This window comes from Streptomyces sp. NPDC040410 (assembly GCF_055595715.1).
Genome location: NZ_JBVIVK010000001.1, coordinates 590,846 through 614,122, shown reverse-complemented (window position 1 = coordinate 614,122; position 23,277 = coordinate 590,846). Strand labels below are relative to the sequence as shown.

The following is a 23,277-nucleotide window of genomic DNA, read 5'->3' as shown; positions in this document are numbered from 1 at the left end:
CACAGCAAGGGAAACAGCATGACCACCACCTTGGAGCCCCTGGAGCCGACCCTGTCGGTCCGTCAGGTCCTCACTCTGGAACGGGTGCTCGCCGGGGAGCCCGAGGTGGTGGCCGGCGCGAGCCAGCTCGACCGGCCCGTGCGCTGGGTGCACGTCGCCGAGGCCCCCGACGTCGGCGTGATGCTCAGCGGCGGCGAGATGGTCCTCACCACCGGGGTGCTGCTGGCCGGCGACGAGGGCGCGCAGGCCGAGTACGTCCAGTCGCTGCACCGCGCGGAGGCGGCCGCCGTCGTCCTCGGCCTCGGCCGGGCCTTCCCGGCCCCGCCGGACGTGATGCGCCGGGCCGCGGAGCGCTGCGGTCTGCCGATGGTCGTCCTGCACCGGCCGTTCCCCTTCGCCGAGCTGACGGAGGAGGTCCAGTCCCGGCTGGTGCGGCGGAAGTTCGCGGCCGTGAGTCTCTCCGAGCAGGTACGGACCGCGCTCACCGGACTCATCACCGCCGGCGCCCCACTGCAACGGCTGCTCGACGAGGTCGCCCAGCACAGCGCCTGCCCGGTCGTCGTCACCAACCTCGCCCACCGCGTCCTCGCCACGGCGGGGGAGCGGCCGGCGGTCGACGACGTGCTGCGCGACTGGGAGCGCATCGCCCGCCAGGCCGGGGGCAGCGAGGGCGACGGCTGGATCCGCGCCGAGCTCGGCGGACGGGGCGAACGCTGGGGCCAGATCGTGCTGTGCGGCCACCGGGGCGGCACCGCCGCCGGACGCCTGCTCGCCGACCGCGCCGCCGAGGCCCTCGTCCTGCACCGCATGCTGGGCGGCAACTCGGCGCACACCTGGGAGGAGCAGTCCGCGCAGAGCCTGCTGACCGACCTTGTCTCCGGGGTCGTACCGGCGCGGCAGCTGCTGCCGCGGGCGCGCGCGGCCGGACTGCCCGTCAACCGGCGTACCTTCGTGCCGCTGGTCGTGCGCGACGGGGAGGCGGACCGTCTCGACAGGGTGCTGCGCATGCTGGGCCTTTCCGGGCTCGTCGCCGAACTGGCGGACGGCGCCACCGCCGTGCTGCTCAGCCTCGCCCGCGACCAGGACGACCAGGCGCTCACCGCACACTTCGCGGCCCGGCTGCGCTCGGAGTCGGGCTCCTTGCACACCGTGGTGGCGGCGGCCCACGCGCGCACCGCCTGGGACGAGGTACCGGCCGGCCTGCGCGAGGCGCAGCACGTCGCGGACGCCGTGGCCGACTCCTCGGCCGCCCTGGACCTCCCGCCCGTCGTACGTCTCAAGGATGTCCACCTGCGCGGCCTGATCCGGCTGCTGCGCGACGATCCGCATGTGCAGTCCTTCGCGGAGCGGGAGCTGGACGGACTGCTGTGCGGGGCCGGCGAGGACCTGCTCGCCGTGCTGCGGACCTACCTCGCCACCGGCCGCAACAAGTCCCGCACCGCGCAACTCCACCACGTCTCCCGGCCCGCGCTCTACCGTCGGCTGGAGGCGATACAGACGCGGCTCGGCGTGGACCTCGACGACTTCGAGCAGGCCGCGTCGGTGCACATAGCGCTCCTCGCGCACGACGCGCAACAGGCGTGACACGTCGGAGCGGGTGACGCCGGGAAACAGCGGAGAAACACAGGACGACCTGGGAAAACGGCGGTGAGACATGGGATCGCGACAGGGTGACACCGTGGCACGCCGCACGCCCGCACACGTGACACGCTGCAACTCAAAGCAGGCTTTCGGACTTTCTACGCTCCTGGGGCGAGCCCCAGCACACCGAGCGACCGGAGGTCCCGATGAGCACAGTGATCCGTGCCGCCCTCTTCCAGACCGCATGGACGGGCGACAAGGAGTCGATGATCCGGGTACACGAGCAGGCGGCCCGCGACGCGGCCGCGCAGGGCGCTCAAGTCCTGTGCTTCCAGGAGCTGTTCTACGGGCCGTACTTCTGCCAGGTCCAGGACAAGGCGTTCTACGAGTACGCCGAACAGATCCCGGACGGCCCGATCGTCAAGCGGTTCCAGGCGCTCGCCGGGGAACTGGGCATCGTCCTCGTTCTGCCGATGTACGAGGAGGAGCAGCCCGGCCTCCTCTACAACACGGCCGCGGTGATCGACGCGGACGGCTCGTACCTCGGCAAGTACCGCAAGCACCACATCCCGCAGGTGCCGGGCTTCTGGGAGAAGTTCTACTTCCGCCCGGGCAACAGCGGCTGGCCGGTCTTCGACACCAAGGCCGGCAGGATCGGCGTCTACATCTGCTACGACCGCCACTTCCCGGAGGGCTGGCGCGCCCTCGGTCTGGAGGGCGCCGAGATCGTCTTCAACCCGTCGGCCACCTCGCGCGGCCTGTCCGCCTACCTGTGGCAGCTGGAGCAGCCGGCCGCGGCCGCCGCCAACGAGTACTTCGTGGGTGCGATCAACCGGGTCGGTGCCGAGGACCTGGGCGACAACGACTTCTACGGGACGTCGTACTTCGTGGACCCGCAGGCCCAGTTCGTCGGGGAGGTGGCGAGCGACAAGGAGACCGAACTGGTCGTCCGCGACCTGGACCTCGCCAAGCTGCGCGAGGTGCGCGACCGCTGGCAGTTCTACCGCGACCGCCGCCCCGACGCGTACTCCCCGCTCACCGCACCGTGACCCGGCGGTACCCGCGCCCCCCGCGGGGCGCGGGGAACCACGGACAACCTGCACCCATTCAACTGCGACCCAGCGGAGCGTGAACGCATGAGCAGCCGTACCGTCATCCGCGGTGGTCTCGTCATCACCGCGTCCGACGAGATCCACGCCGACATCCTCATCGAGGACGGCCGTATCGCGGCGCTCGCCGCGAGCGGCACGCCGGCCGCCGAGGCCTGGACGGCCGAGCGGACCATCGACGCCACCGGGAAGTACGTCATCCCGGGCGGTGTCGACGCCCACACCCACATGGAGCTGCCGTTCGGCGGCACCTTCGCCTCCGACACCTTCGAGAGCGGCACCCGGGCCGCCGCATGGGGCGGTACGACCACGATCGTCGACTTCGCCGTGCAGAGCGTCGGCCACACCCTGCGCGAGGGCCTGGACGCCTGGCATGCCAAGGCCGACGGCAACTGCGCGATCGACTACGGCTTCCACATGATCGTCTCCGATGTGAACGGCGACACGCTCAAGGAGATGGACCTGCTGGTCGAGGAGGGTGTCACCTCGTTCAAGCAGTTCATGGCCTACCCCGGCGTCTTCTACAGCGACGACGGCCAGATCCTGCGCGCCATGCAGCGCTCCGCCGAGAACGGCGGCCTGATCATGATGCATGCCGAGAACGGCATCGCGATCGACGTCCTGGTGGAGCAGGCGCTGGCGCGCGGGGAGACGGATCCCAGGTACCACGGCGAGGTCCGCAAGGCGCTCCTGGAGGCCGAGGCCACCCACCGCGCCATCAGGCTCGCGCAGGTCGCCGGTGCGCCCCTGTACGTCGTGCACGTCTCGGCGATGGAGGCCGTCGCCGAGCTGGCCAGGGCCCGTGACGAGGGACTGAACGTCTTCGGCGAGACGTGCCCGCAGTACCTGTTCCTGTCGACGGACAACCTGGCCGAGCCGGACTTCGAGGGCGCGAAGTACGTGTGCTCGACGCCGCTGCGGCCCAAGGAGCACCAGGCCAAGCTGTGGCAGGGCCTGCGCACCAACGACCTCCAGGTCGTCTCCACCGACCACTGCCCCTTCTGCTTCGTGGGCCAGAAGGAACTCGGCCGCGGCGACTTCTCCAAGATCCCCAACGGTCTGCCGGGCGTCGAGAACCGTATGGACCTGCTCCACCAGGCCGTCGTCGACGGGCACATCTCACGCCGCCGCTGGATCGAGATCGCCTGCGCCACCCCGGCGCGCATGTTCGGCATGTACCCGAAGAAGGGCACCATCGCCCCGGGCGCCGACGCCGACGTCGTCATCTACGACCCGCACGCCGAACAGGTCGTCTCCGCCGGGACGCACCACATGAACGTCGACTACTCGGCGTACGAGGGCAAGCGCCTGACCGGCCGCGTCGAGACGGTTCTCTCGCGCGGCGAACCCGTCATCACCGAGCGGGAGTACACCGGACGCGCGGGTCACGGCGTCTACACCCCGCGCTCCACCTGTCAGTACCTCAACTAGGAGTGGCGCACATGGACTTCGGACTCGTCCTGCAGACCGACCCGCCGGCCTCGAAGGTCGTCAGCCTGATGAAGCGGGCCGAGCGCAACGGCTTCACCCACGGCTGGACCTTCGACTCCGCCGTGCTGTGGCAGGAGCCGTTCGTGATCTACAGTCAGATCCTCTCCAACACCAGCAAGCTGACGGTCGGCCCGATGGTCACCAACCCGGGCACCCGTACCTGGGAGGTCACCGCCTCCACCTTCGCCACTCTCAACGACATGTTCGGCAACCGCACCGTGTGCGGCATCGGCCGCGGCGACTCCGCCATGCGGGTGGCGGGCCGCAAGCCCAATACCCTGGCCCGCATCAGCGAGGCGATGAAGGTCATCCGGGCGCTGGGACGCGGCGACGAGGCCGACCTCGGCGGTACGGTCGTCAGGTTCCCGTGGATCAAGCCGGGTGCCGAACTCCCCGTATGGATGGCCGCGTACGGCCCCAAGGCGCTGAAGATGACCGGCGAGGAAGCCGACGGGTTCATCCTCCAGCTCGCCGACCTGTACCTCACCGAGTACATGGTCAAGGCGGTGAAGGACGCCGCGGCCGCGGCCGGGCGCGACCCGTCCGACGTGAAGATCTGCGTCGCCGCACCCGCCTACGTCACCGAGGACGACTCGCCCGAGGCACTCGCCCACGCGCGTGAGCAGTGCCGGTGGTTCGGCGGGATGGTCGGCAACCACGTGGCCGACCTGGTCGCGAAGTACGGCGAGCACTCGGCCGCCGTCCCGGACGAACTCACCGACTACATCAAGGCCCGCGCGGGGTACGACTACTCGCACCACGGGCGCGCCGACAACCCCGACACCGCGTTCGTGCCCGACGAGATCGTCGACCGGTTCTGCATCGTCGGCCCCGTCGAGAAGCACATCGAGAAGCTGCACGCGCTGCGCGAGCTGGGCGTGGACCAGTTCGCCGTCTACGACATGCACGACGCCCAGGAGGCCACCATCGACGCGTACGGGGCGACGGTGATCCCCGCCCTCAACCGCTGACCCCCGCCCCCGTAGGTCCAGCCCCCACCTGATCTCCCCCTTCCCACCGTCCCGGGGAGGGGGCACAGGGCGCCCCCGCGCACCCTCCCATCGGCACCACCCGCACGGCCTTTCCCGACCCACCTCCCTTTGATTGGCCTGCCCATGACCGACACCGCTCCCACGGCCATACCGCCGTCCGCTCAAGTCACCCTCGCCGACGGCCGGGTGGAGCTCGCCCCGGGCACCGCCCCGAGCGGCCCCTACGCCAACGAGGACCTGCTGCCGGTCCCGGTGGAGAGGCGCACCTGGACCACGTACAACTTTTCCGCGCTGTGGGTCGGCATGGCTCACAACACGGCCTCCTGGACCCTGGCCTCCGGTCTGATCGCCGTCGGTATGGACTGGAAGCAGGCGGTGCTCACCATCGCCCTGGCCAATCTGATCGTGCTGGTACCGATGCTGCTCACCGGGCACGCCGGACCCAAGTACGGCATCCCCTTCCCGGTCTTCGCCCGCGCCTCCTTCGGTATCCGCGGTGCCAACCTGCCCGCGGTCGTACGGGCGCTGGTGGCGTGCGGCTGGTTCGGCATCCAGACCTGGATCGGCGGCGAGGCGATCTACTTCCTCGCCGGGAAGCTGATCGGCAACGGCTGGACCGACGCCGGAAGGATCGGCGGCCACGCCTGGACGATGTGGCTGTCGTTCGCGCTCTTCTGGGTGCTCCAGGTGGCGATCATCTACCGCGGCATGGAGACGATCCGCCGCTTCGAGAACTGGGCGGCGCCCTTCGTGCTCGTCGGCGCGCTCGTGATGCTGATCTGGATGAGCAACAAGGCCGGCGGTTTCGGCCCGATGCTCGACCAGCCCTCCAAGCTCGGCTGGGGCAGCGACTTCTGGAAGCTGTTCTGGCCCTCCCTCATGGGCATGATCGGCTTCTGGTCCACGCTGTCCCTGAACATCCCGGACTTCACCCGCTACGGCAGGAGCCAGAAGGCCCAGACGTGGGGCCAGGCGCTCGGCCTGCCGACCACCATGACCCTGTTCGCGTTCCTGTCGGTGCTGGTCACCTCCGGTTCGCAGGCCGTGTACGGCGAGACGATCTGGGACCCGGTACAGCTGGCCGCCAAGACGGACAACGTCGTCGGCCTGCTGTTTGCGCTGGTCACCGTGCTGGTGGCGACCCTGTCCGTGAACATCGCGGCCAACCTGGTCTCGCCGGCCTTCGACTTCTCCAACATCGCGCCGCGGAAGATCAGTTTCCGGGCCGGCGCGCTCGCCACCTGTGTGCTCGGCGTGCTGATCTTCCCGTGGAAGCTGTACTCCGACCCGCAGGGCTACATCTTCACCTGGCTCGGCCTGGTCGGCGGTCTGCTCGGCACGGTCGCCGGCATCCTCATCGCCGACTACTGGATCCTGCGCCGTGGCAAGCTCGACCTCGCCGACCTGTACCGCACGGACGGCCGCTACTGGTACGAGGGCGGCTGGAACTGGCGGGCCGTCGTCGCCTTCGCGGCCGGCGGCGTTCTCGCCGTCGGCGGCGCCGACTTCCACCCGCTGGTCGACGGCCGGCCCATCCCGGCACTGGCGTCGCTCGCCGACTACGGCTGGGCGGTGGGCCTCGGCACCTCGATGCTGCTGTACCTGGTGCTGATGGCGGCGCGCGGAAGGGAGCGTCTGGAGGTGTGAACCCTCCGCGGTGGTAGGGCGGTCAGGTCTTCTGACCGCCCTCCAGTGCCGCCACCGCTTCCTTGGCGGCCTTGATGGCACCCTTGTTGATCTCGTCCGTACTGGGCGCCTTCTTCGTCTCGAAGTCACTGCCGTTGTACGTGACGACCACCAGCGCGTTGGACACCTGCGCGACCACCACGCCCTCGCGTGTCTGCTGTTCGTCCTCGGTGGTGAGGTTCACGACGGAGTAGCCCGTGTCGCCGAGACCGGGGACCGCGCCTCCGCCGCTTTTCTCCGTGATGCGCGTCTTGTAGGAATTCTGTGCCGCTTCGTCCGAGTCCATGAGTTCGAAGGAGACGTCGAGCCAGCGGTAGTCGTACCCCTTGAGCGCGTTCCAGGAGCAGGTGCGGCGCACCTTCCTGTCCGTCGAGGGGATCTCCTTGCCGGCCGTCTTGGCGCCCGGTACCAGGGACTTGACGGTCTGCACGGAAAGGCTGCCGCACGGGGCGGGCGCGGCGGAGTACGTCTTCGAGGCCGATGCCGACGGAACGGAAGGGGACGACCGGGTGCCCGTCTTCTCGGTCGCCCTGCCCTCGTCGCCCGGGGCCGCGGCCAACGGGCCGGACGACAGCGCCCAGCCCGCCGCGGCGAGCACGACGACCGGGGACAGGCGCGCGGTGAGGGTGAGCGGCAGAGGTAGGGAACGCACGGCGCACTTCTCGTGGGGGATGGTGCGGAGGAGTCCGCACTGCGGACGGGACGGCCAGTGTCACACGAGTCCCTGTAAGGCGGAAGTGTCAACGCGCTCCGTGCTCGCGCGGTAACTGTGGTCTGCTGTTGACGGGTTGTGTGTCCCGTTATGTCCATGCGGGGTACGTGAATGCGGCTACCCCGGGCCGCAGCGGTCCACTGCCTGGTGGCATTACTTCATCAGCGTCATCACCTTCATCAGCGTCATCGTCATCATCATGTTCATCACCTTCACGCCTCCCTGCCCGCGTGCGACGCCGTGCACGAGGTGGTGCTGCTTTCCGGCCCGCTGTGCCGTCTGCCCGAACGGCCCGACCGGGTGAGGGCGTTGACCGAGGCGCACCGGGTGGTGCGGCAGGGCGGGCAGGTTGGCGGCCACCATCAACCGCCACGCCGCACTGCACGACCGGACTGGCCGTCACGGGCCGGTACGGCATCGAGGGCGTCGCCTGCCTGATGGGCGGCACGGCCGGCTGGACGACCCCGAGCGACGCGAGGCGGTCCTGGCGGCCACCCGGCGCATCGAGTCCGAACCGACACTGCCGGGCGTGAGGGGGCACCTGCGGGTGCGCGGCGGCCTGGACCTCCAGGGCGCCGTCGACGCCCCGCGCGGGCACGGCGTGACCGTGGGCGACGCCTGGTCGGGGCCGGCTCTGCGCGGTCGCGCGCGACCCGCGGACCGGGGATCCTGTCGGCGGCCGCGAATCCACGGGGCATGCAGGGGTACGCGGTCGGACGCTGACGTCCGTCCGTGTCGTGACGTCCGACCCTGTGTCGTGACGCCGGTCACGGGCGGTGATGTCCGGTCGCGGACGGTGACGTGCGGTCGCGGGCGGTGACGTACGGTTCTGAGCGGTGGCGTCCGGTCCTGGGTGTTCACGGCGATTCCACCGGGAGTACACGGGCCGGGTGGGGATTGTCAGTGGCGCGTGCTCTCATGGAGGCATGATCGAAGACACGGAAACCATCGACGAGTTTCTCGCCCGCCACTCGGCCGACGTGGAGGAAGCGGTCCGCAAGGCCGCCTCGGCCGAGATCCTGCCCCGGTTCCGCCGGCTCGCCGACCACGAGGTCGACCAGAAGTCCGGCCCGCACGACCTGGTGACGGACGCCGACCGCAAGGCCGAGCTGTACCTCACCGAGACACTCGGCGCCCTCCTGCCCGGCTCCGTCGTGGTCGGCGAGGAGGCGGTGCACGCCAACCCGGCCGCCTATGAGGCCCTGCAGGGCGACGCGCCGGTCTGGATCGTCGACCCGGTCGACGGAACACGGCAGTTCGTGCACGGCGACGCCGGATTCTGCACCCTGGTCGCGCTCGCGCAGGGCGGGGTCGTGCTCGCCTCGTGGACGTACGCGCCCGTACGCGACCAACTCGCCACGGCGATACGGGGCCAGGGCGCTTTCCTCGACGGCGAGCGGCTGCACTCCGGTGCGCCCGGGCCCGGCCGGGACCTCCAAGTGGCCACGTCCCACCCGGACTACACGACCGACGACCAGAAGCGCGCCCTGCTGGGCCTGCGGACGGACGGCGTGGCGCCGCGCGCGTGCGGCTCGGCGGGCCTGGAGTACCTGGCCGTCGCCCGCGGCGAGTTGGACGCCACGGCCTTCTCCTGGGAAGCCGCCTGGGACCACGCGGCGGGCCTGCTCCTCGTCGAGGAGTCGGGCGGCGCCCACCTGACCCGAACGGGTGAGCCGTTCCGCATCAGGGGCGGCAACGAGCTGCCGTTCACCGCGGCGAGGGACGCCGCCACCGCGCGCCGGGTGGCCGAGCTGCTGAGGGCGTCGTAGCGCCTCGGGAGCCGACCTGACCCCGGGCCTGTCAGCCCTCCGGCATATCCTGATCCCCAGGCCATCGGCTGACGAAGGAGTCCGAAGGTGCCGTCGATGCTCGATGTGGTCGTAGTGGGTGCGGGGCCGAACGGGCTGACCGCTGCCGTGGAGCTGGCCCGCCGCGGCTTCTCCGCGGCCGTCTTCGAAGCCCGTGACACCGTGGGCGGGGGAGCGTGCACCGAGGAGCTCACCCTCCCGGGCTTCCGCCACGACCCGTGCTCCGCGGCGCACCCCCTCGGCGTCAACTCACCCGCCTTCCGGGCCCTGCCTCTGGAGCGCTACGGCCTCGAATGGCTGCACGCCGACCTGCCCATGGCCCACCCCTTCACCGACGGGACCGCCGCGGTGCTGTCGCGGTCGGTCGCCGAGACGGCCGCCTCCTTCGGGCCGCGCGACGCGGGGGCGTACCGCAGGCTGGTCGAACCCTTCCTGCACAAGTGGGACACCCTGGCCCGCGACTTCATGTCGCTGCCGCTGACCGCGCTGCCCCGCGATCCGGTGACCCTGGCCCGCTTCGGCCTCGTGGGCCTGCCCCCCTCGACCTGGCTGATGCGCCGCTTCCGGGACGAGCGGGCCAAAGCCCTGTTCGCCGGCCTGGTGGCGCATGTGATGGCCCCGCTCACCGGCTTCGCCACCGGCGCCATCGGCCTGGTCTTCGCCCTGGCGGCGCACGCCCGGGGCTGGCCGGTGGCCCGCGGCGGGTCCCAGTCCATCTCCGACGCACTCGCCGCCTACCTGAAGGACCTCGGCGGCACGATCCACACCGGCTACGAGGTCAAGCGCCTCGACGACCTGCCGCCGGCGCGCGCCTACATCTTCGACACCTCGCCGACGGCCCTGGCGAGGATCGCCGATCTCGGCAACTACTACGAGGGCTACCGCTACGGCCCCGGCGTCTTCAAGGTCGACTACGCGCTCGACGGTCCGGTGCCATGGACCGCGGAGGAGGCCCGCACCGCCGGCACCGTGCAGATCGGCGCGGACAGCGCGGAGATCGGCGCCGCGCTGCGCGCCGCGTCCCGGGAGGGCCGGGCACCCGACAAGCCGTTCATGATCACCGTGCAGCCGAGTGTCGCCGACCCCACCCGGGCCCCCGCCGGCAAGCAGGTCTTCTGGGCGTACGGACACGTCCCCAGCGGCTGGACCGGCGACCTCACGGACGCCATCGAACGCCAACTGGAGCGCTTCGCCCCGGGATTCCGCGACCGCGTCCTCGCCCGCGCGACCGCCGGCCCGCCCGAACTCGCCGCCCGCAACGCCAACTATGTCGGCGGAGACATCGCCTCCGGCGCCGTCTCCGGACTCCAGATCCTGCTGCGCCCCAAGCTGTCCCTGTTCCCGTACGGCACCCCGCACCCGGCGGTCTTCATCTGCTCCTCGGCCACGCCGCCGGGCCCCGGCGTGCACGGCATGTCGGGGCACAACGCGGCGAAAGCGGTGTGGCGGCGCCTGCGGCAGACATGACCTGGCCCAAAACGGCCGTCTCTACAACGAGTTGACGCTTTCCGGTAAGGAAAACCAGTGTCGTCTTTGTCACTTCCCTTACCCGGCAGTACCTCGCTGAAAGTTCAAGCACCGTCAGTAGGGTCGGTCGTGAAAGATCGGACAGCGGTGTTCCGCTTCGGATCCCGGTCTGTCGTGCGTCTCGCCGACCCAGAGTGAGCCTGCCATGCGCTTCCTGCATCCGGACGGCACCACCGTCCACCTCGGCTACTGCACCAACGTCCACCAGGCGGAGGACCTTGAGAGTGTGATCGCCCAACTCGCCGATCAGGCCGTGCCCGTGCGCGAGCGCCTGAAGGCCGGCCGGCTCGGTGTCGGGCTGTGGCTGGCACGGGGCGTCGTCACCGAACTGGTCACCGACGAATGGGCGTTGAGAACGCTCAAGACCGAGCTGCGGGCGCGCGGCCTGGAGACGGTCACCCTCAACGCATTCCCGTACACCGGATTCCACCGCGGGGCCGTGAAGAAGGACGTGTACGAGCCCGGCTGGGCCGACGAGGAGCGGCTGGAGTACACCATCGACTGCGCCCGCGTCCTCGCCGCCCTCCTCCCCGACGACGTCCGCCGGGGGAGCGTCTCCACGCTGCCGCTGGCCTGGCGGACCCCGTGGCCGCGGGCGAGCGCCGAGGACGCCCGCCGTGCCCTGGACCGGCTGGCCACCGGGCTTGACGCGCTCGAAGCGTGGACGGGGCGCCGTATCCGGGTCGGCTTCGAACCGGAACCCGGCTGCGTCGTCGAGACCACCGCCCAGGCGGTACGGGAACTGGGCGGCCTCGACCCCGACCGGCTCGGCGTCTGCCTCGACGCATGTCACCTCGCCGTCCAGTTCGAGCATCCCGTCGCAGCCCTACAGCGGCTCGAGGACGCCGGTCTCCCCGTGGTCAAGCTCCAGGCGTCCTGCGCCGTCGAGGCCCCCGATCCGGCCGATTCCGCCGCCCGCGCGGCCCTGGGGCGGCTCGCCGAACCCCGGTTCCTGCACCAGACCCGTACCGTGACCGCCGACTCGGTCCTCGGGGTCGACGACCTGCCGGACGCCCTGGACGGGGGGCTGCCCGCCGGCGCGGGCCCGTGGCGCGTGAACTGCCACGCCCCGCTGCACACCGAACCCGAACCACCACTGCGCAGCACCGCCGACGAGCTCTCCCACCTCCTCGCCGGGCTGCTCGGCGGGGCCTCGGCCGGTTGCGACCACATCGAGGTCGAGACCTCCGCCTGGTCCGTCCTGCCCGAGCCGCCGGCAGACCTGACCGATGGCATCGCCGCCGAACTCGCGTGGGCCCGCGACCGGTTGACCGGTCTCGGACTCAAGGAGGCCCCCTCGTAAACCGCCTTGTCATGCTCGATGTGTACTGCCGTGCTCGCGGCCGGACCGGGCCTGCGAGGCGTACGCCCCGCGGGAGGTCGGCGGGTGGTGACTGTCCCCGCTGCGGGGCCTCGCGGACCGGGCCTGGGCGCGCAGGTCGTCCCTCCCGTGGTGTAGAAAACGGACATGACCACCATCACGCTCGTCCGGGGCGACATCACGCGCGAGAGTGTCGACGCGATCGTCAACGCGGCGAACTCCTCCCTCCTCGGCGGCGGAGGCGTCGACGGCGCGATCCATCGCCGAGGCGGCCCCGCCGTCCTCGAGGACTGCCGAAAGCTCCGTGCCTCCCACTACGGGAAGGGGCTGCCCACCGGCCAGGCCGTCGCCACCACTGCCGGTGACCTCGACGCACGCTGGGTGATCCACACGGTGGGCCCGCGGTTCACCCGCGATGAGGACCGGTCGGAACTGCTGGCCTCGTGCTACCGGGAGTCGCTGCGCGTCGCCGACGAACTCGGCGTCCGTACGGTCGCGTTCCCGGCCGTCTCCGCGGGCATCTACGGGTGGCCGATGGACGACGCCGCCCGCATCGCGGTGGAGACCGTCCGGGCCACGGAGACGGACGTCGAGGAGATCAGGTTCGTCCTCTTCGACGAGCGGGCGTACGAGGCGTTCGCCGCACAGGTCCGCTGACGGCACTCGGGTCGGCCGCACTCGGGACGTCAGCGGCTTCTTCTCCGTCGTGGCCCTGCTGATCGGCACCTACGGCAGCTCCGCCCTGGCCGCCCACACCGCCGTCAACCAGCTCATCCCCATCGTCTTCCAGATCGCCGTCGGCTTCTCCCGAAGAAGAAACCGCCACCTGAGGGGCCGCGGTGCGGCGGGATGCGGCCCGTCACCCGAACGGGCCGCAGCGCTCGCCGCTCTCCGACGTGCGGGATGTCCTATCCGTACCGGGTCCTACTGGTCGACGAGGGAGAACCGCGTGGCGGACAGTCAGGGCGCCTCCGGTGAGGACGCCACACCGACGGAGCTGGAGCAGCTGCGGGCGCGGGTGGCCCAGCTCGAGGCGGGCCAGGCCAAGCGGGTGCCGCACCACAGGGTGAGATCGTTCTTCGCCGCCGTACTGATCATCATCGGCTGTGTCCTCGCGCCGCTCGCCGCCGTCGCAGCGTGGACCGCGAACATCGTCGGCGACACGGACCGGTACGTCGACACCGTCGCGCCCCTCGCCTCCGACCCGGACATCCAGAACGCGGTCGCGAACCGGGTCACCGACGCCGTGGCGGACCGCCTCGACCTGACCTCCCTGCTGGAGGGCGCGGCCCCGGCCGACCGCCCGCTGCTGGAGAAGGCGCTCGGCAAGCTCGGCAACTCGCTGGAGAGCGCCGTACGCAGCTTCGTGCACGACAAGACGCAGGAGATCGTCGCGTCCGACGCCTTCGAGAAGATCTGGACCGATGCCAACCGAGGGATCCATTCCGCCGTCGACAAAGCCCTGACGGGCAGCAGCGACAGCGCGGTGAAACTGAACCAGAACACCGTCACCATCGACCTCGCCCCGGTGATCGAACGGGTCAAGCAGCGCCTCGTCGACGCAGGCATGACGGTGGCCGCGAACATCCCGGAGATCCACACCAACTTCACCGTCGTCGAGGGGAAGGACATCGGCAGGCTCAAGACCGCCTTCCGGCTGCTGCAGATCGCCGGCTTCTGGCTCCCCGTGCTCGCCGTGCTCCTGGTCGCGGGCGGTGTCCTCCTCTCCACCCACCGCCGCCGGACGCTGATCGTCGCGGCGCTCTGCTTCGCCCTCGCCACCGCCCTGCTCAACGTCGGCCTGATCGTCTTCCGGGACGTCTACCTCGGCGCGTTGCCGTCGAGCGTCTCGCAGCCCGCCGCCGAGTCCGTGTACGACACACTGACGCGGTTCCTGCGTGGCTCGGTACGGATGGTGGTGGCCCTGGGCGTGGTGGTCGCCATCGCCGCCTGGCTGACCGGACCGGGACGCGCGGCCCGCGTCGTACGGCAGATGTGGCACGCGGGCATCGGCGCCACCCGCGGGGCAGCCGACCGCGCGGGGATGCGCACCGGACCCGTCGGCCCGTTCGTGCAGCGCCGCCGCCCATGGATCACCTGGATCCTGGTCGGCGCGACGATCCTGTGGTTCATCCTGTGGCCCTACCCGACCGGCTGGGTCGTCATCGGCCTCGCGCTCGGCCTGCTGTTCGCGCTCGCGGTCGTCGACTTCGTGGCCGAGGACGCACCGGAGAGAGCGGATCAGGGGACCCCGGAGCCCTCCGGCACGAGCTGACCCTTGGCACGCGGAGGCGTCGGGGACGGGCTGCCCCGGACGAGCGGAGCCTTCCGGAACGGGCCGGCCCGGGCACGCGGAGCCGTCCCGTACGTGCTGACCCGGACACGCCGAGCTGTCCCGTACGTGTTGACCCGGACACGCGGAGCCGTCCCGTACGTGTTGACCCGGACACGCGGAGCCGTCCCGTACGTGTTGACCCGGACACGCGGAGCCGTCCCGTACGTGCTGACCCGGAGACGCCGAGCCGCTACGTCACCTCGCCCGAGCCGTACTCCGCCGCCGCGACCGCAGGCCCGTACTCAAGGACCTGTCGGCGACCGCCGCCCGGCGATCCCGCGGGTCCCGGGCCGCACGAGGTCGATGTCGGATTCTCGCCAGCCCCCTCCGGTCCCGTGGCCGATGCTGGACGCATGCAGAACGGGATGTACACCGAACGGGAGCGCTGTGTGCGCGCCGTGCAGTCCAGGGACGCACGCTTCGACGGATGGTTCTTCACGGCCGTCCTGACGACCCGCATCTACTGCCGGCCCAGCTGCCCCGCCGTGCCGCCCAAGCCCGGGAACATGACCTTCCACCCGAGTGCGGCGGCCTGCCAGCAGGCCGGCTTCCGCGCCTGCAAGCGCTGCCGGCCCGACACCAGCCCGGGCTCCCCGGAGTGGAACCAGCGCGCCGACCTCGTGGCCCGCGCCATGCGGCTGATCGCCGACGGCGTCGTCGACCGCGAGGGCGTCCCCGGCCTCGCCGCCCGCCTCGGCTACAGCATCCGGCAGATCGAGCGCCAGTTGCTCGCCGAACTGGGCGCCGGCCCGCTCGCCCTCGCCCGCGCGCAGCGCGCCCAGACCGCCAGGATCCTCATCGAGACGACGCCGCTGCCGATGGCGGACGTCGCCTTCGCCGCCGGTTTCTCCGCGATCCGCACCTTCAACGACACCGTGCGCGAGGTCTTCGCGCTGTCGCCGAGCGAACTGCGCGCCCGGGCGCCGAAGAAGAAGACGTCCACCAGCGCTCCCGGCGCCCTCTCCCTCCGCCTCCCCTTCCGCGCGCCCCTCAACCCCGACAACCTCTTCGGTCACCTCGCCGCGACCGCCGTCCCGGGTGTGGAGGAGTGGCGGGACGGCGCCTACCGGCGCACACTCCGGCTGCCGTACGGGCACGGCATCGTGACCCTCACCCCGGAGCCTGACCACATCGCCTGCCGCCTGAGCCTCAGCGACCTGCGCGACCTGACCGTCGCGATCAGCCGCTGCCGCCGCATGCTCGACCTGGACGCCGACCCGGTCGCGGTCGACGACCAGCTGCGCACGGATCCCGTCCTCGCGCCCCTGGTCGACAAGGCCCCCGGCCGGCGTGTCCCGCGCACCGTCGACGAGGCGGAGTTCGCCGTACGTGCCGTACTCGGCCAGCAGGTCACCACGGCCGCCGCCCGCACCCACGCGGCCCGCCTGGTCACCGCGCACGGCGAGGCGGTGGACGACCCCGAGGGCGGCCTCACGCACCTCTTCCCGTCCCCCGGGGCACTGGCCGCGGTGGACCCCGACTCGCTGGCGATGCCCCGCACCCGCCGCTCCACCTTCGCCATACTTGTCAACCAACTCGCCGACCAAACACTCCACTTGGGTGTCGAGAGCGACTGGACGGAGGCCCGGGCCCGGCTCCTCGCCCTCCCCGGCTTCGGGCCCTGGACGGTCGATGTCATCGCGATGCGCGCCCTCGGTGACCCCGACGCCTTCCTCCCCACCGACCTCGGAATCCGCCGCGCCGCCCAGGAGTTGGGCCTGCCCTCGACCCCGGCGGCGCTCACGGCCTGCGCGGCGGCCTGGCGCCCCTGGCGGGCCTATGCGGTCCAGTACCTGTGGGCGACCGACAGCCACCCGATCAACTTCCTCCCTGTGTAAGGACATTCAATGAAACAGCACATGGTGATCGACAGTCCGTACGGCCCGCTGACGCTCGTCGCCGACGACGGCGTCCTGTGCGGCCTCTACATGACCGACCAACGCCACCGCCCGCCTGAGGAGACCTTCGGCGAGCGCGACGAAACCCCCTTCTCCGAGCCGACCGCCCAACTGAAGGCCTATTTCGCGGGCGAGTTGAAGGAATTCACCCTCGACCTGACGCTCCTCGGCACGCCTTTCCAGCAAAGCGTGTGGGAGCAACTGCGCCGCATTCCGTACGGCGAGACCCGCTCGTACGGCGAACTGGCCGAGGCCCTCGGCAATCCCGCAGCCTCCCGCGCCGTCGGCCTCGCCAACGGCAGGAACCCGATCGGCATCATCGTGCCCTGCCACCGCGTGGTCGGCGCCGACGGCAGCATGACGGGCTACGGCGGCGGCCTGCACCGCAAACAGCGGCTACTGGACTTCGAACAGGGATCGGCACGAGCGGCACTCTTCTGAACCGACGACGCGGGGGCCGCCGTGATCGCGAACCAGTGCGCCCGGTGCCCATGCGGAGGGGGAGGGGCCACTGCCTGCCACGACACGGCGACCGCTTCGTGTGGTATGCGTCTGGGGCCACCTAGACAACGGTGGGCGGCTGCTCGTCCCGCTGCGGTGGGGTCGGCAGTTCTGTCGCTTCCGCTTGTCGAGCGGGCTCTTCGTTCTTCTTCATGAAGCGCTCCCATGCATCACGCACTCGTCCAGCGGAGTCGAGCACGTCGGGGAGTTGGTCCAGGAGACCCTTCACGGCGAAGAGCAGCACGGAGAAAACGCCAGCGATGGCGAGAATGATGATGATGGCGGTGCCGTCCACCGATCTTGACCTTCCGTCTCATGGAGCGGTCAAGCTGGTCGGCACGCAGGTCAACCCAGTTCAACCACCCCCCCATGGTGAACTGAGAAGCCTGCGGAGATGCAGACGCTCAGTGTCTTGCTTAACGCTGTACTACTGTTGATCGAACCCATCAATGACCCGAACCCTCGATGAGGGACAGTCAGGTCATCTCCGCATCAACTGCGGTCTGTTCGGCCAGAATAGTGGACGGTAGGCACCGAGACCAGACCCCGCCAGAGTCAAAGTCAAGGTGTGACGCAGCCGCAGGAGCTGAACCCCCTGGGCCTGGGGGCTCGGCTGGGCCCGCGGCACCGGCGAGGGGACAAGGTCCGTCTGACCCCTAGTAGTTGCTGACAGTGCTCAGCCGGTGCAGTAGTCGGGGTAGGGCGGTGCCGATCGGATCGCGTAGGACCTCGTCGGCGAGTTCGTCGTACGGTGTCGGCTCCGCGTTGACGATGATCAGCCGTGCCCCGTGGTCGGCCGCGACGCCCGCGAGGCCGGCGGCGGGCTGCACCTGCAGACTCGTTCCCACGGCGATGAAAACCTGGCACGCCTTGGTGATCGCGACCGCCTCGCCCAGCACGACCGGGTCGAGCCGCTCGCCGAACATGATCGTGGCCGACTTCAGGATGCCGCCGCATTCCAGGCACGGCGGGTCGTCCTCGCCGGCCTCGACCCGGGCGAGCGCGTCCTCCATCGGAGCGCGTGCATGGCACTTCGTGCACACGACACTCCGTGCCGTGCCGTGCAGTTCGAGTACCTTGCGGGCCGGCATGCCGGCGAGCTGGTGCAGTCCGTCCACGTTCTGCGTGATCACCCGCATGGGCACGCCGGCCCGCTCCAGCTCGGCCACCGCCCGGTGCGCGGCGTTCGGCTCGGCCCCGAGCGTCCGGTTCTTGCGCCGCATCTGCCACGACCGCCGCCGGATCTCCGGATCACTCATGTAGAACTCGTACGTCACCAGCTTCTCGGCCCCGGGATCCCGCCGCCACAGCCCGTTCGGGCCGCGGTAGTCCGGGATGCCGGAGTCGGTGGAGATACCGGCGCCGCTGAGGATGGCGACGAGGGGCTTGGTCATGTCACCGAGGGTAGGGCGGACGCTCCGAGTGCGGCGAACGGATATCCGGCGGCTTGGATCCCTCAGGTCGTGCCATGATCGTCCGCGACCGCCTCACCGCTACCCTTTCCCAGTGCACTCGTACGAGGAACTGACGGCGACGGAGCGGGAGTTGTGGGATGCGTTTTCCACCGGCCAGCTCGTGGACCTGCGTGCCGACGGTGGGGGCGCCGACCCTGAGGACGGGGGGAGCTGGGGCCTCGAACGGACGGTCCGGGCCGGGGTCGTCAGCGCTCTGCTGCTCGGTGGGAATCCGGGGCGGCCCGGAAGCGTGCCGGCACTGCGGCTCGCCGGGGCCCGGATCAGCGGCACGCTCGATCTCAGCGGCGCCGAGATCGGGCACGGGCTGTGGTTCGAGGAGTGCTGGTTCGAGCAGGGCGTCAGCTTCTACGGCGCGGTGACACGGACGATAGCGATCAAACGCTGCAGAGTCCCGGGCGTCGACCTGACGATGGCCCGAGTGGAAGGCCGTGTCGAACTCAGAAGGTCGGTGGTGCGGGGCAGGCTGTCGCTGCTGAACGCCCGGGTGGCCGGTGAGGTGGTGCTCAGCCGCGCTGTCCTCTCGCACCCCGGCGACTGGGCCGTCTTCGGCGGCGGGCTCGTCGTCGAGGGCGGGGTCTTCTGCCGTAGAACCACCGTGGACGGCGGGATCCGTCTGCTGGGAGCGCATCTGTCCGGCGGCCTGCACATGGAGAAGGCTCAGCTGCGCAATCCCGGCGCCGTCGCGCTGCTCGCCGACCACGCCGTGGTGGGCAGCACCCTGGCGCTGGCCGACGGCTTCACGGCCCAGGGGACGATCAGTCTGAGAGGCACGCAGACATCGGACCGGCTGACCTTCGACGGTGCCGTCGTCGATGCCCCGGGCAGGGCCGTGGACTGTGCGGGGATGCAGGCGGGCGTGTTCGTCTTCGCTCCGGCGCGGCCGCCGTCCGGCTTCGTGGACCTGCAGGATGCCCGGGTCGTGGCGCTCCATGACCAGGAGGGCGCCTGGCCCGACTCCGTGCGCCTTCAGGGATTCACCTACGGCTCCCTCCACGAGAGGGACGGGGGCGGGGCGGGCTCCGTGGCGTTTCGCGTGGCATGGGTGGAACGGGATCCCGGCTATGCCGCGCAGCCGTACGAGCAGCTGGCGGGCTGGTACCGGCAGGTCGGCCACGACGACGACGCGCGGCGTGTGCTGCTGGCCAAACAACGCCGCCGCAGGAGGACCCTGGGGCTCCCCGCCCGTCTGTGGGGACACCTGCTCGACGCGACGGTCGGCTACGGCTACCGCCCCTGGCTGGCAGGCCTGTGGCTCGCGGCCCTCGTCCTGCTCGGCACCTCGGTCTTCAGCGCGCACACGCCGCGGCCGACCGACCCCGGCCACGTGCCTCCGTTCCAGCCCTTCGTCTACACCCTCGACCTGCTGATCCCCATCGGCGGCTTGGGGCAGCGCAGTTCCTGGTACTGGGCGGGAGGCGGCACCGCATGGCTGGCCTATGCCTTCATCGCGGCTGGATGGATCCTGACGACGGCGGTGCTCGCGGGCGTCACGCGCGCGCTGAACAAGAACTGACGCAGGCCCCGCCGGTGTTATCGTCCGTCCATGGCCGAGGTCAGTGTCTCGCTCGACGCCGAGCTGGTAGTGGAAGTCATGGTGCTCGCGGGCGTGGGCAACCCCCAGGACGCCGTCGAACTCGTCGTCCGTGACTACATCGCGCGCAGCCACCGCACGGAGGCCCGCGTCGCCGCGCGCGACGAGGCGCTCCGCGAGGTGGAGGTGAAGCCCACGGACACCCAAGGCTGAGTCCGCGCGGCAAGGGCGTCAGCCGACCCGGTGGCCGTTCTCCAGCTCCGCCGTGCTCGTGCCCCCGTCCAGGACGTCGAGCGCGGCCAGGACGCGGCGGCCGAGGGCGCCGGGCAGGTAGGCGGCAAGCTCCTCGCGCGCCACGAGCCGCCAGGACAGCAGCTCCGCCTCCTGCAACCGGATCGCCTGGAAGTCGTCGTCGCCGAGGACCCCGCCGTCGTACAGGTACGCCACCAGCGGCGGCCGAGCCGCCCCGTGCACCCAGTCCACGGCGAGCAGCCGGCCGAGCTCCCGGTCGAGCCCGATCTCCTCGGCGGTCTCGCGGCGCGCGCCCTGGCGCGGGGTCTCGCCGTCGTCGGACTCGATGGTGCCACCCGGGAGCGCCCAGCCCTCGCGGTAGTTCGGCTCGACGAGCAGCACCCGGCCCCCGGCGTCACGGAAGAGCGCGGCGGCGCCGGCGAGGACACGGGGGAGCCCCGCGATGTACGTGGCGAAGTCTTCGGTCGTGGTCATCCAGGAAGAGTAACCAGCCCGCCGAGGCGCACCGAGCGTCCGTTCGGCGCAAGCGATGCACCGAGCGTCCGTTCAGCCCACGGCGACGCACCGAGCGTCCGTTTCCGCCTACGCCGCATCCCCCTCCGTCTCCGCCAGCCGCAGCGTCCGCTCCGCCAGCTCGCTGATCCGCATCCCGTCGAAGCCGAACACCGCGCTGCGCACCGTGTCCTCCAGCGGGTCCTTCCACTGGGCCGGGATGGCGTCCGCGCCCGTCAGTACGCCGGTCACCGACCCCGCGGTCGCGCCGTTGGAGTCGGTGTCCAGGCCGCCGCGGACGGTGAGTGTGATGGTCCGCGTGAAGTCGCCGTCGCCGTACAGGAGCCCGGCGGTGAGGACCGCGGCGTTCGGGACGGTGTGGATCCAGCCGAGCCCAGCGGTCTCCTCGGCCACCGTGGTCAGTGTGTCCTCCCAGGTCATCCGGGTGTCGTGGAGGGAGACGACCCGGCGCACGGTACGGGCGAGGCGGCTGCTCGCCGGGACGACGGCCAGCGCCTGGTCCACGGCGTGCCGCACGGTGGGGGCCGTGAACGCCGCCGAGATCAGTGCCGCCGCCCACATCGCGCCGTACACGCCGTTTCCGGTGTGGGACAGGACCGCGTCCCTGCGGGCGAGGGAGGCGGCGCGGCGCGGGACGCCCGGGCAGGTCCAGCCGTAGATGTCGGCGCGGATCAGGGCGCCGATCCACTCCTGGTACGGGTTGTCGTAGGTGGCCGTCAGCGGCGGTTTGAGGCCGTTGGCGAGGTTCCGGTACGCCGCTCGTTCCGCCGTGAAGGTCTGCAGGTACGGCAGCCGCAGCAGCCACAGGTCGCCCACCTGCTCCGTGCTGAAGCCGAAGCCGTGGGTCTCCAGGAGGTCGAGGCCGAGGATGGCGTAGTCGACGTCGTCGTCGCGGCAGCTGCCGTGGATCTGGCCGCGCACGCACTGGCGCCATTCGGGGCGCAGTTCGAAGCCGTCGTCGCCTACCGGCTCGGGCAGGTAGTCGGTGAGGGGCAGGGCGGCGGCCTGCCGCAGGTATCGGTCGATGCGGTCCCGCGTCCACAGGTCGCCCTGCTCGACCGGTTTGCCGAGCATGTTGCCCGCGATCCGGCCCAGCCAGCCTCCGAGGACGCGGTCGGCGAGCTCTGGCTCAGTGCCCACAGGGGTCATAGCACCGGTTTACCCGATTTCGGGGGCCGCCGCGCCGGTTTCGGACGGGGGCGCAAAGGGGTTACTCGGGGTTGTTCCAGGGTGCGGCCGGGGCATGACGGAGAGGGCGCGCTCCGGTTAATGTCACAGCGGCGCGACTGGCCTTGACATGCGTGAGGGCCCGGAGAGCAAGGGGATGCAAGGTGGCTGACGCTGCAGTGAACAGACCATCAACGGCACAGTCGGCACGGTGGGCACAGTCGGCTCAGCGGGCACATCGGGTGCTCATCGCAGTGGACAAGTTCAAGGGGTCGCTGACGGCCGTGCAGGTCGCCGAGCGGGTGACGGCAGGGCTGCGCAGGGTCGTCCCGGACGTCGAGGTCGAGGCGCTGCCCGTGGCCGACGGCGGCGACGGGACGGTGGACGCGGCGGTCGCGGCCGGCTTCGACCGGCGGGAGGTACGGGTCGCCGGGCCCCTCGGCGGCGAGGTGACGGCCGCGTTCGCGCTGCGCGGCGGCACGGCTGTCGTGGAGATGGCGGAGGCGAGCGGGCTGCAGCGGCTGCCCGCGGGTGTCTTCGCACCGCTCACGGCGTCGACGTACGGCTCCGGAGAGCTGCTGCGGGCAGCGCTGGACGCGGGAGCGCGGACGATCGTGTTCGGGGTCGGCGGCAGCGCCACCACGGACGGCGGCGCCGGGATGCTGTCCGCGCTGGGAGCCCGGTTCCTGGACGCGGAGGGGGAGCCGGTGGCGCCGGGCGGCGGCGGCCTCGCCGATCTGGCCTCGGCCGACCTGTCGGACCTTGACCCGCGGATCGGGTCGGTCGAGTTCGTCCTCGCGAGTGACGTCGACAACCCGCTGACCGGGCCGAAGGGCGCGTCGGCGGTGTACGGCCCGCAGAAGGGCGCGGCACCGGACGACGTGGAGGCGCTGGACGCGGCGCTCGTGCACTACGCGCAGGTGATGGAGAAGACGTCCGGGCCGAAGGCCGCCGAGTTCGCCGCGTCGCCCGGCGCGGGAGCGGCGGGCGGCATCGGATACGGCGCCCTGCTCCTCGGCGCCCGTTTCCGCCCCGGCATCGAGGTGATGCTCGACGTGCTGGGCTTCGCGACCGCCCTGGAGCCGGCGACGCTGGTGATCACCGGCGAGGGCTCCCTGGACGAGCAGACGCTGCACGGCAAGGCGCCGGCCGGCGTCGCGGCTGCGGCGCGCGCGGCGGGCAAGGAGGTCGTCGCGGTGTGCGGCCGTCTCGCCCTGCCGCCGGAGGCGCTGGGCCGGGCCGGGATCCGGCGGGCGTACCCGCTGACGCAGGCCGAGCCGGACCCGGCGAAGTGCATCGCGGACGCGGGGCCGATTCTGGAGCGGGTGGCCGAGCAGATCGGGCGGGACTTCCTGCACTGACCGGGACCGACCCCCGA

The 23,277-nt window shown here is 71.2% G+C and carries 21 protein-coding genes and 1 pseudogene; 16 read left to right on the top strand and 6 right to left on the bottom strand.

The features are described from left to right. Positions 1–18 precede the first annotated feature (18 nt). From ACZ562_RS02765 to ACZ562_RS02745, 5 genes are all read left to right on the top strand, one after another. Positions 19–1,584, top strand: a complete 1,566-nt coding sequence (locus ACZ562_RS02765) for a PucR family transcriptional regulator (RefSeq protein ID WP_471173460.1) — start codon at positions 19–21, stop codon at positions 1,582–1,584. A gap of 203 nt (positions 1,585–1,787) precedes the next feature. Then, a complete protein-coding gene (locus ACZ562_RS02760; RefSeq protein WP_471173458.1) occupies positions 1,788–2,630 on the top strand; it encodes a nitrilase-related carbon-nitrogen hydrolase in 843 nt (280 codons plus the stop codon). Between the two features lie 87 nt (positions 2,631–2,717). Next, the gene (gene hydA / locus ACZ562_RS02755) at positions 2,718–4,121 is read left to right on the top strand and encodes a dihydropyrimidinase (protein WP_471173455.1); all 1,404 of its coding nucleotides are present in this window, start codon (positions 2,718–2,720) and stop codon (positions 4,119–4,121) included. An 11-nt stretch (positions 4,122–4,132) separates the two neighbouring features. Continuing rightward, positions 4,133–5,152 (top strand): TIGR03842 family LLM class F420-dependent oxidoreductase, encoded by a 1,020-nt coding sequence (locus ACZ562_RS02750; protein ID WP_471173452.1) that lies wholly within the window; start codon positions 4,133–4,135, stop codon positions 5,150–5,152. Between the two features lie 144 nt (positions 5,153–5,296). Continuing rightward, positions 5,297–6,820, top strand: coding sequence for an NCS1 family nucleobase:cation symporter-1 (locus ACZ562_RS02745; protein WP_471173448.1), 1,524 nt, complete (start codon positions 5,297–5,299; stop codon positions 6,818–6,820). 22 nt (positions 6,821–6,842) lie between these two features. Here ACZ562_RS02745 and ACZ562_RS02740 read toward each other — a convergent pair whose 3' ends face one another. Continuing rightward, positions 6,843–7,511 (bottom strand): hypothetical protein, encoded by a 669-nt coding sequence (locus tag ACZ562_RS02740; protein ID WP_471173444.1) that lies wholly within the window; start codon positions 7,509–7,511, stop codon positions 6,843–6,845. 213 nt (positions 7,512–7,724) lie between these two features. Continuing rightward, the gene (locus tag ACZ562_RS02735; RefSeq protein ID WP_471173440.1) at positions 7,725–7,931 is read right to left on the bottom strand and encodes a hypothetical protein; all 207 of its coding nucleotides are present in this window, start codon (positions 7,929–7,931) and stop codon (positions 7,725–7,727) included. 187 nt (positions 7,932–8,118) lie between these two features. On the opposite strand from ACZ562_RS02735, the pseudogene ACZ562_RS02730 reads away from it, so the two are divergent. The 8 genes and pseudogenes from ACZ562_RS02730 to ACZ562_RS02695 form a co-directional block, all read left to right on the top strand. Next, a pseudogene (locus ACZ562_RS02730) lies at positions 8,119–8,294 on the top strand (gamma-glutamyltransferase); the annotation flags it as partial. A gap of 203 nt (positions 8,295–8,497) precedes the next feature. Then, positions 8,498–9,340, top strand: coding sequence for an inositol monophosphatase family protein (locus ACZ562_RS02725; protein WP_471173437.1), 843 nt, complete (start codon positions 8,498–8,500; stop codon positions 9,338–9,340). 96 nt (positions 9,341–9,436) lie between these two features. Then, the gene (locus ACZ562_RS02720; protein ID WP_471173434.1) at positions 9,437–10,846 is read left to right on the top strand and encodes a phytoene desaturase family protein; all 1,410 of its coding nucleotides are present in this window, start codon (positions 9,437–9,439) and stop codon (positions 10,844–10,846) included. 205 nt (positions 10,847–11,051) lie between these two features. Beyond that, positions 11,052–12,209 (top strand): metabolite traffic protein EboE, encoded by a 1,158-nt coding sequence (eboE, locus tag ACZ562_RS02715; protein WP_471173432.1) that lies wholly within the window; start codon positions 11,052–11,054, stop codon positions 12,207–12,209. Between the two features lie 165 nt (positions 12,210–12,374). Then, positions 12,375–12,884: an O-acetyl-ADP-ribose deacetylase gene (locus ACZ562_RS02710; protein ID WP_471173428.1), complete on the top strand. Its 510-nt coding sequence runs from the start codon at positions 12,375–12,377 to the stop codon at positions 12,882–12,884. A gap of 292 nt (positions 12,885–13,176) precedes the next feature. Further along, entirely contained in the window at positions 13,177–14,502 is a 1,326-nt protein-coding gene (locus ACZ562_RS02705) for a hypothetical protein (protein WP_471173972.1), read from the top strand. Between the two features lie 425 nt (positions 14,503–14,927). Then, positions 14,928–16,400, top strand: coding sequence for an AlkA N-terminal domain-containing protein (locus ACZ562_RS02700; RefSeq protein ID WP_471173971.1), 1,473 nt, complete (start codon positions 14,928–14,930; stop codon positions 16,398–16,400). A gap of 9 nt (positions 16,401–16,409) precedes the next feature. Beyond that, positions 16,410–16,901, top strand: coding sequence for a methylated-DNA--[protein]-cysteine S-methyltransferase (locus ACZ562_RS02695; RefSeq protein WP_471173426.1), 492 nt, complete (start codon positions 16,410–16,412; stop codon positions 16,899–16,901). Between the two features lie 121 nt (positions 16,902–17,022). Here the strand turns inward: ACZ562_RS02695 and ACZ562_RS02690 are convergent, their stop codons facing one another. Next, on the bottom strand, positions 17,023–17,256 hold the full coding sequence (locus tag ACZ562_RS02690) for a hypothetical protein (protein ID WP_471173425.1): 234 nt from the start codon (positions 17,254–17,256) through the stop codon (positions 17,023–17,025). Positions 17,257–17,617: 361 nt separating this feature from the next. Further along, positions 17,618–18,355, bottom strand: a complete 738-nt coding sequence (locus ACZ562_RS02685; RefSeq protein WP_471173423.1) for an SIR2 family NAD-dependent protein deacylase — start codon at positions 18,353–18,355, stop codon at positions 17,618–17,620. Positions 18,356–18,467: 112 nt separating this feature from the next. Here ACZ562_RS02685 and ACZ562_RS02680 point away from each other — a divergent pair, with 112 nt between their 5' ends. Together ACZ562_RS02680 and ACZ562_RS02675 are read left to right on the top strand one after the other, a co-directional pair. After that, positions 18,468–19,949: an oxidoreductase gene (locus ACZ562_RS02680; RefSeq protein ID WP_471173420.1), complete on the top strand. Its 1,482-nt coding sequence runs from the start codon at positions 18,468–18,470 to the stop codon at positions 19,947–19,949. Between the two features lie 30 nt (positions 19,950–19,979). Then, entirely contained in the window at positions 19,980–20,180 is a 201-nt protein-coding gene (locus tag ACZ562_RS02675; protein ID WP_471173419.1) for a DUF2191 domain-containing protein, read from the top strand. A gap of 18 nt (positions 20,181–20,198) precedes the next feature. Here the strand turns inward: ACZ562_RS02675 and ACZ562_RS02670 are convergent, their stop codons facing one another. Continuing rightward, complete coding sequence (locus ACZ562_RS02670; protein WP_471173416.1) at positions 20,199–20,693, bottom strand: NUDIX domain-containing protein; 495 nt, start codon at positions 20,691–20,693, stop codon at positions 20,199–20,201. Between the two features lie 108 nt (positions 20,694–20,801). After that, positions 20,802–21,881 carry an ADP-ribosylglycohydrolase family protein gene (locus tag ACZ562_RS02665; RefSeq protein ID WP_471173415.1) on the bottom strand — a complete coding sequence of 360 codons (1,080 nt, stop codon included), beginning with the start codon at positions 21,879–21,881 and terminating at the stop codon, positions 20,802–20,804. A 260-nt stretch (positions 21,882–22,141) separates the two neighbouring features. Between ACZ562_RS02665 and ACZ562_RS02660 the strand changes: the two genes are divergently transcribed. Then, positions 22,142–23,260 (top strand): glycerate kinase, encoded by a 1,119-nt coding sequence (locus ACZ562_RS02660; RefSeq protein WP_471173413.1) that lies wholly within the window; start codon positions 22,142–22,144, stop codon positions 23,258–23,260. The last annotated feature ends 17 nt before the right edge of the window (positions 23,261–23,277 follow it).

Bases quoted from the DNA above. Each gene is read 5' to 3' on its own strand.
- ACZ562_RS02725 (WP_471173437.1), top strand. From the start codon at position 8,498: ATGATCGAAGACACGGAAACCATCGACGAGTTTCTCGCCCGCCACTCG.
- ACZ562_RS02750 (WP_471173452.1), top strand. From the start codon at position 4,133: ATGGACTTCGGACTCGTCCTGCAGACCGACCCGCCGGCCTCGAAGGTC.
- ACZ562_RS02670 (WP_471173416.1), bottom strand. From the start codon at position 20,693: ATGACCACGACCGAAGACTTCGCCACGTACATCGCGGGGCTCCCCCGT.
- ACZ562_RS02765 (WP_471173460.1), top strand. From the start codon at position 19: ATGACCACCACCTTGGAGCCCCTGGAGCCGACCCTGTCGGTCCGTCAG.
- ACZ562_RS02710 (WP_471173428.1), top strand. From the start codon at position 12,375: ATGACCACCATCACGCTCGTCCGGGGCGACATCACGCGCGAGAGTGTC.
- eboE (WP_471173432.1), top strand. From the start codon at position 11,052: ATGCGCTTCCTGCATCCGGACGGCACCACCGTCCACCTCGGCTACTGC.
- ACZ562_RS02720 (WP_471173434.1), top strand. From the start codon at position 9,437: ATGCTCGATGTGGTCGTAGTGGGTGCGGGGCCGAACGGGCTGACCGCT.
- ACZ562_RS02700 (WP_471173971.1), top strand. From the start codon at position 14,928: ATGTACACCGAACGGGAGCGCTGTGTGCGCGCCGTGCAGTCCAGGGAC.
- ACZ562_RS02675 (WP_471173419.1), top strand. From the start codon at position 19,980: ATGGCCGAGGTCAGTGTCTCGCTCGACGCCGAGCTGGTAGTGGAAGTC.
- ACZ562_RS02745 (WP_471173448.1), top strand. From the start codon at position 5,297: ATGACCGACACCGCTCCCACGGCCATACCGCCGTCCGCTCAAGTCACC.
- ACZ562_RS02685 (WP_471173423.1), bottom strand. From the start codon at position 18,355: ATGACCAAGCCCCTCGTCGCCATCCTCAGCGGCGCCGGTATCTCCACC.
- ACZ562_RS02665 (WP_471173415.1), bottom strand. From the start codon at position 21,881: ATGACCCCTGTGGGCACTGAGCCAGAGCTCGCCGACCGCGTCCTCGGA.
- ACZ562_RS02695 (WP_471173426.1), top strand. From the start codon at position 16,410: ATGAAACAGCACATGGTGATCGACAGTCCGTACGGCCCGCTGACGCTC.
- ACZ562_RS02760 (WP_471173458.1), top strand. From the start codon at position 1,788: ATGAGCACAGTGATCCGTGCCGCCCTCTTCCAGACCGCATGGACGGGC.
- hydA (WP_471173455.1), top strand. From the start codon at position 2,718: ATGAGCAGCCGTACCGTCATCCGCGGTGGTCTCGTCATCACCGCGTCC.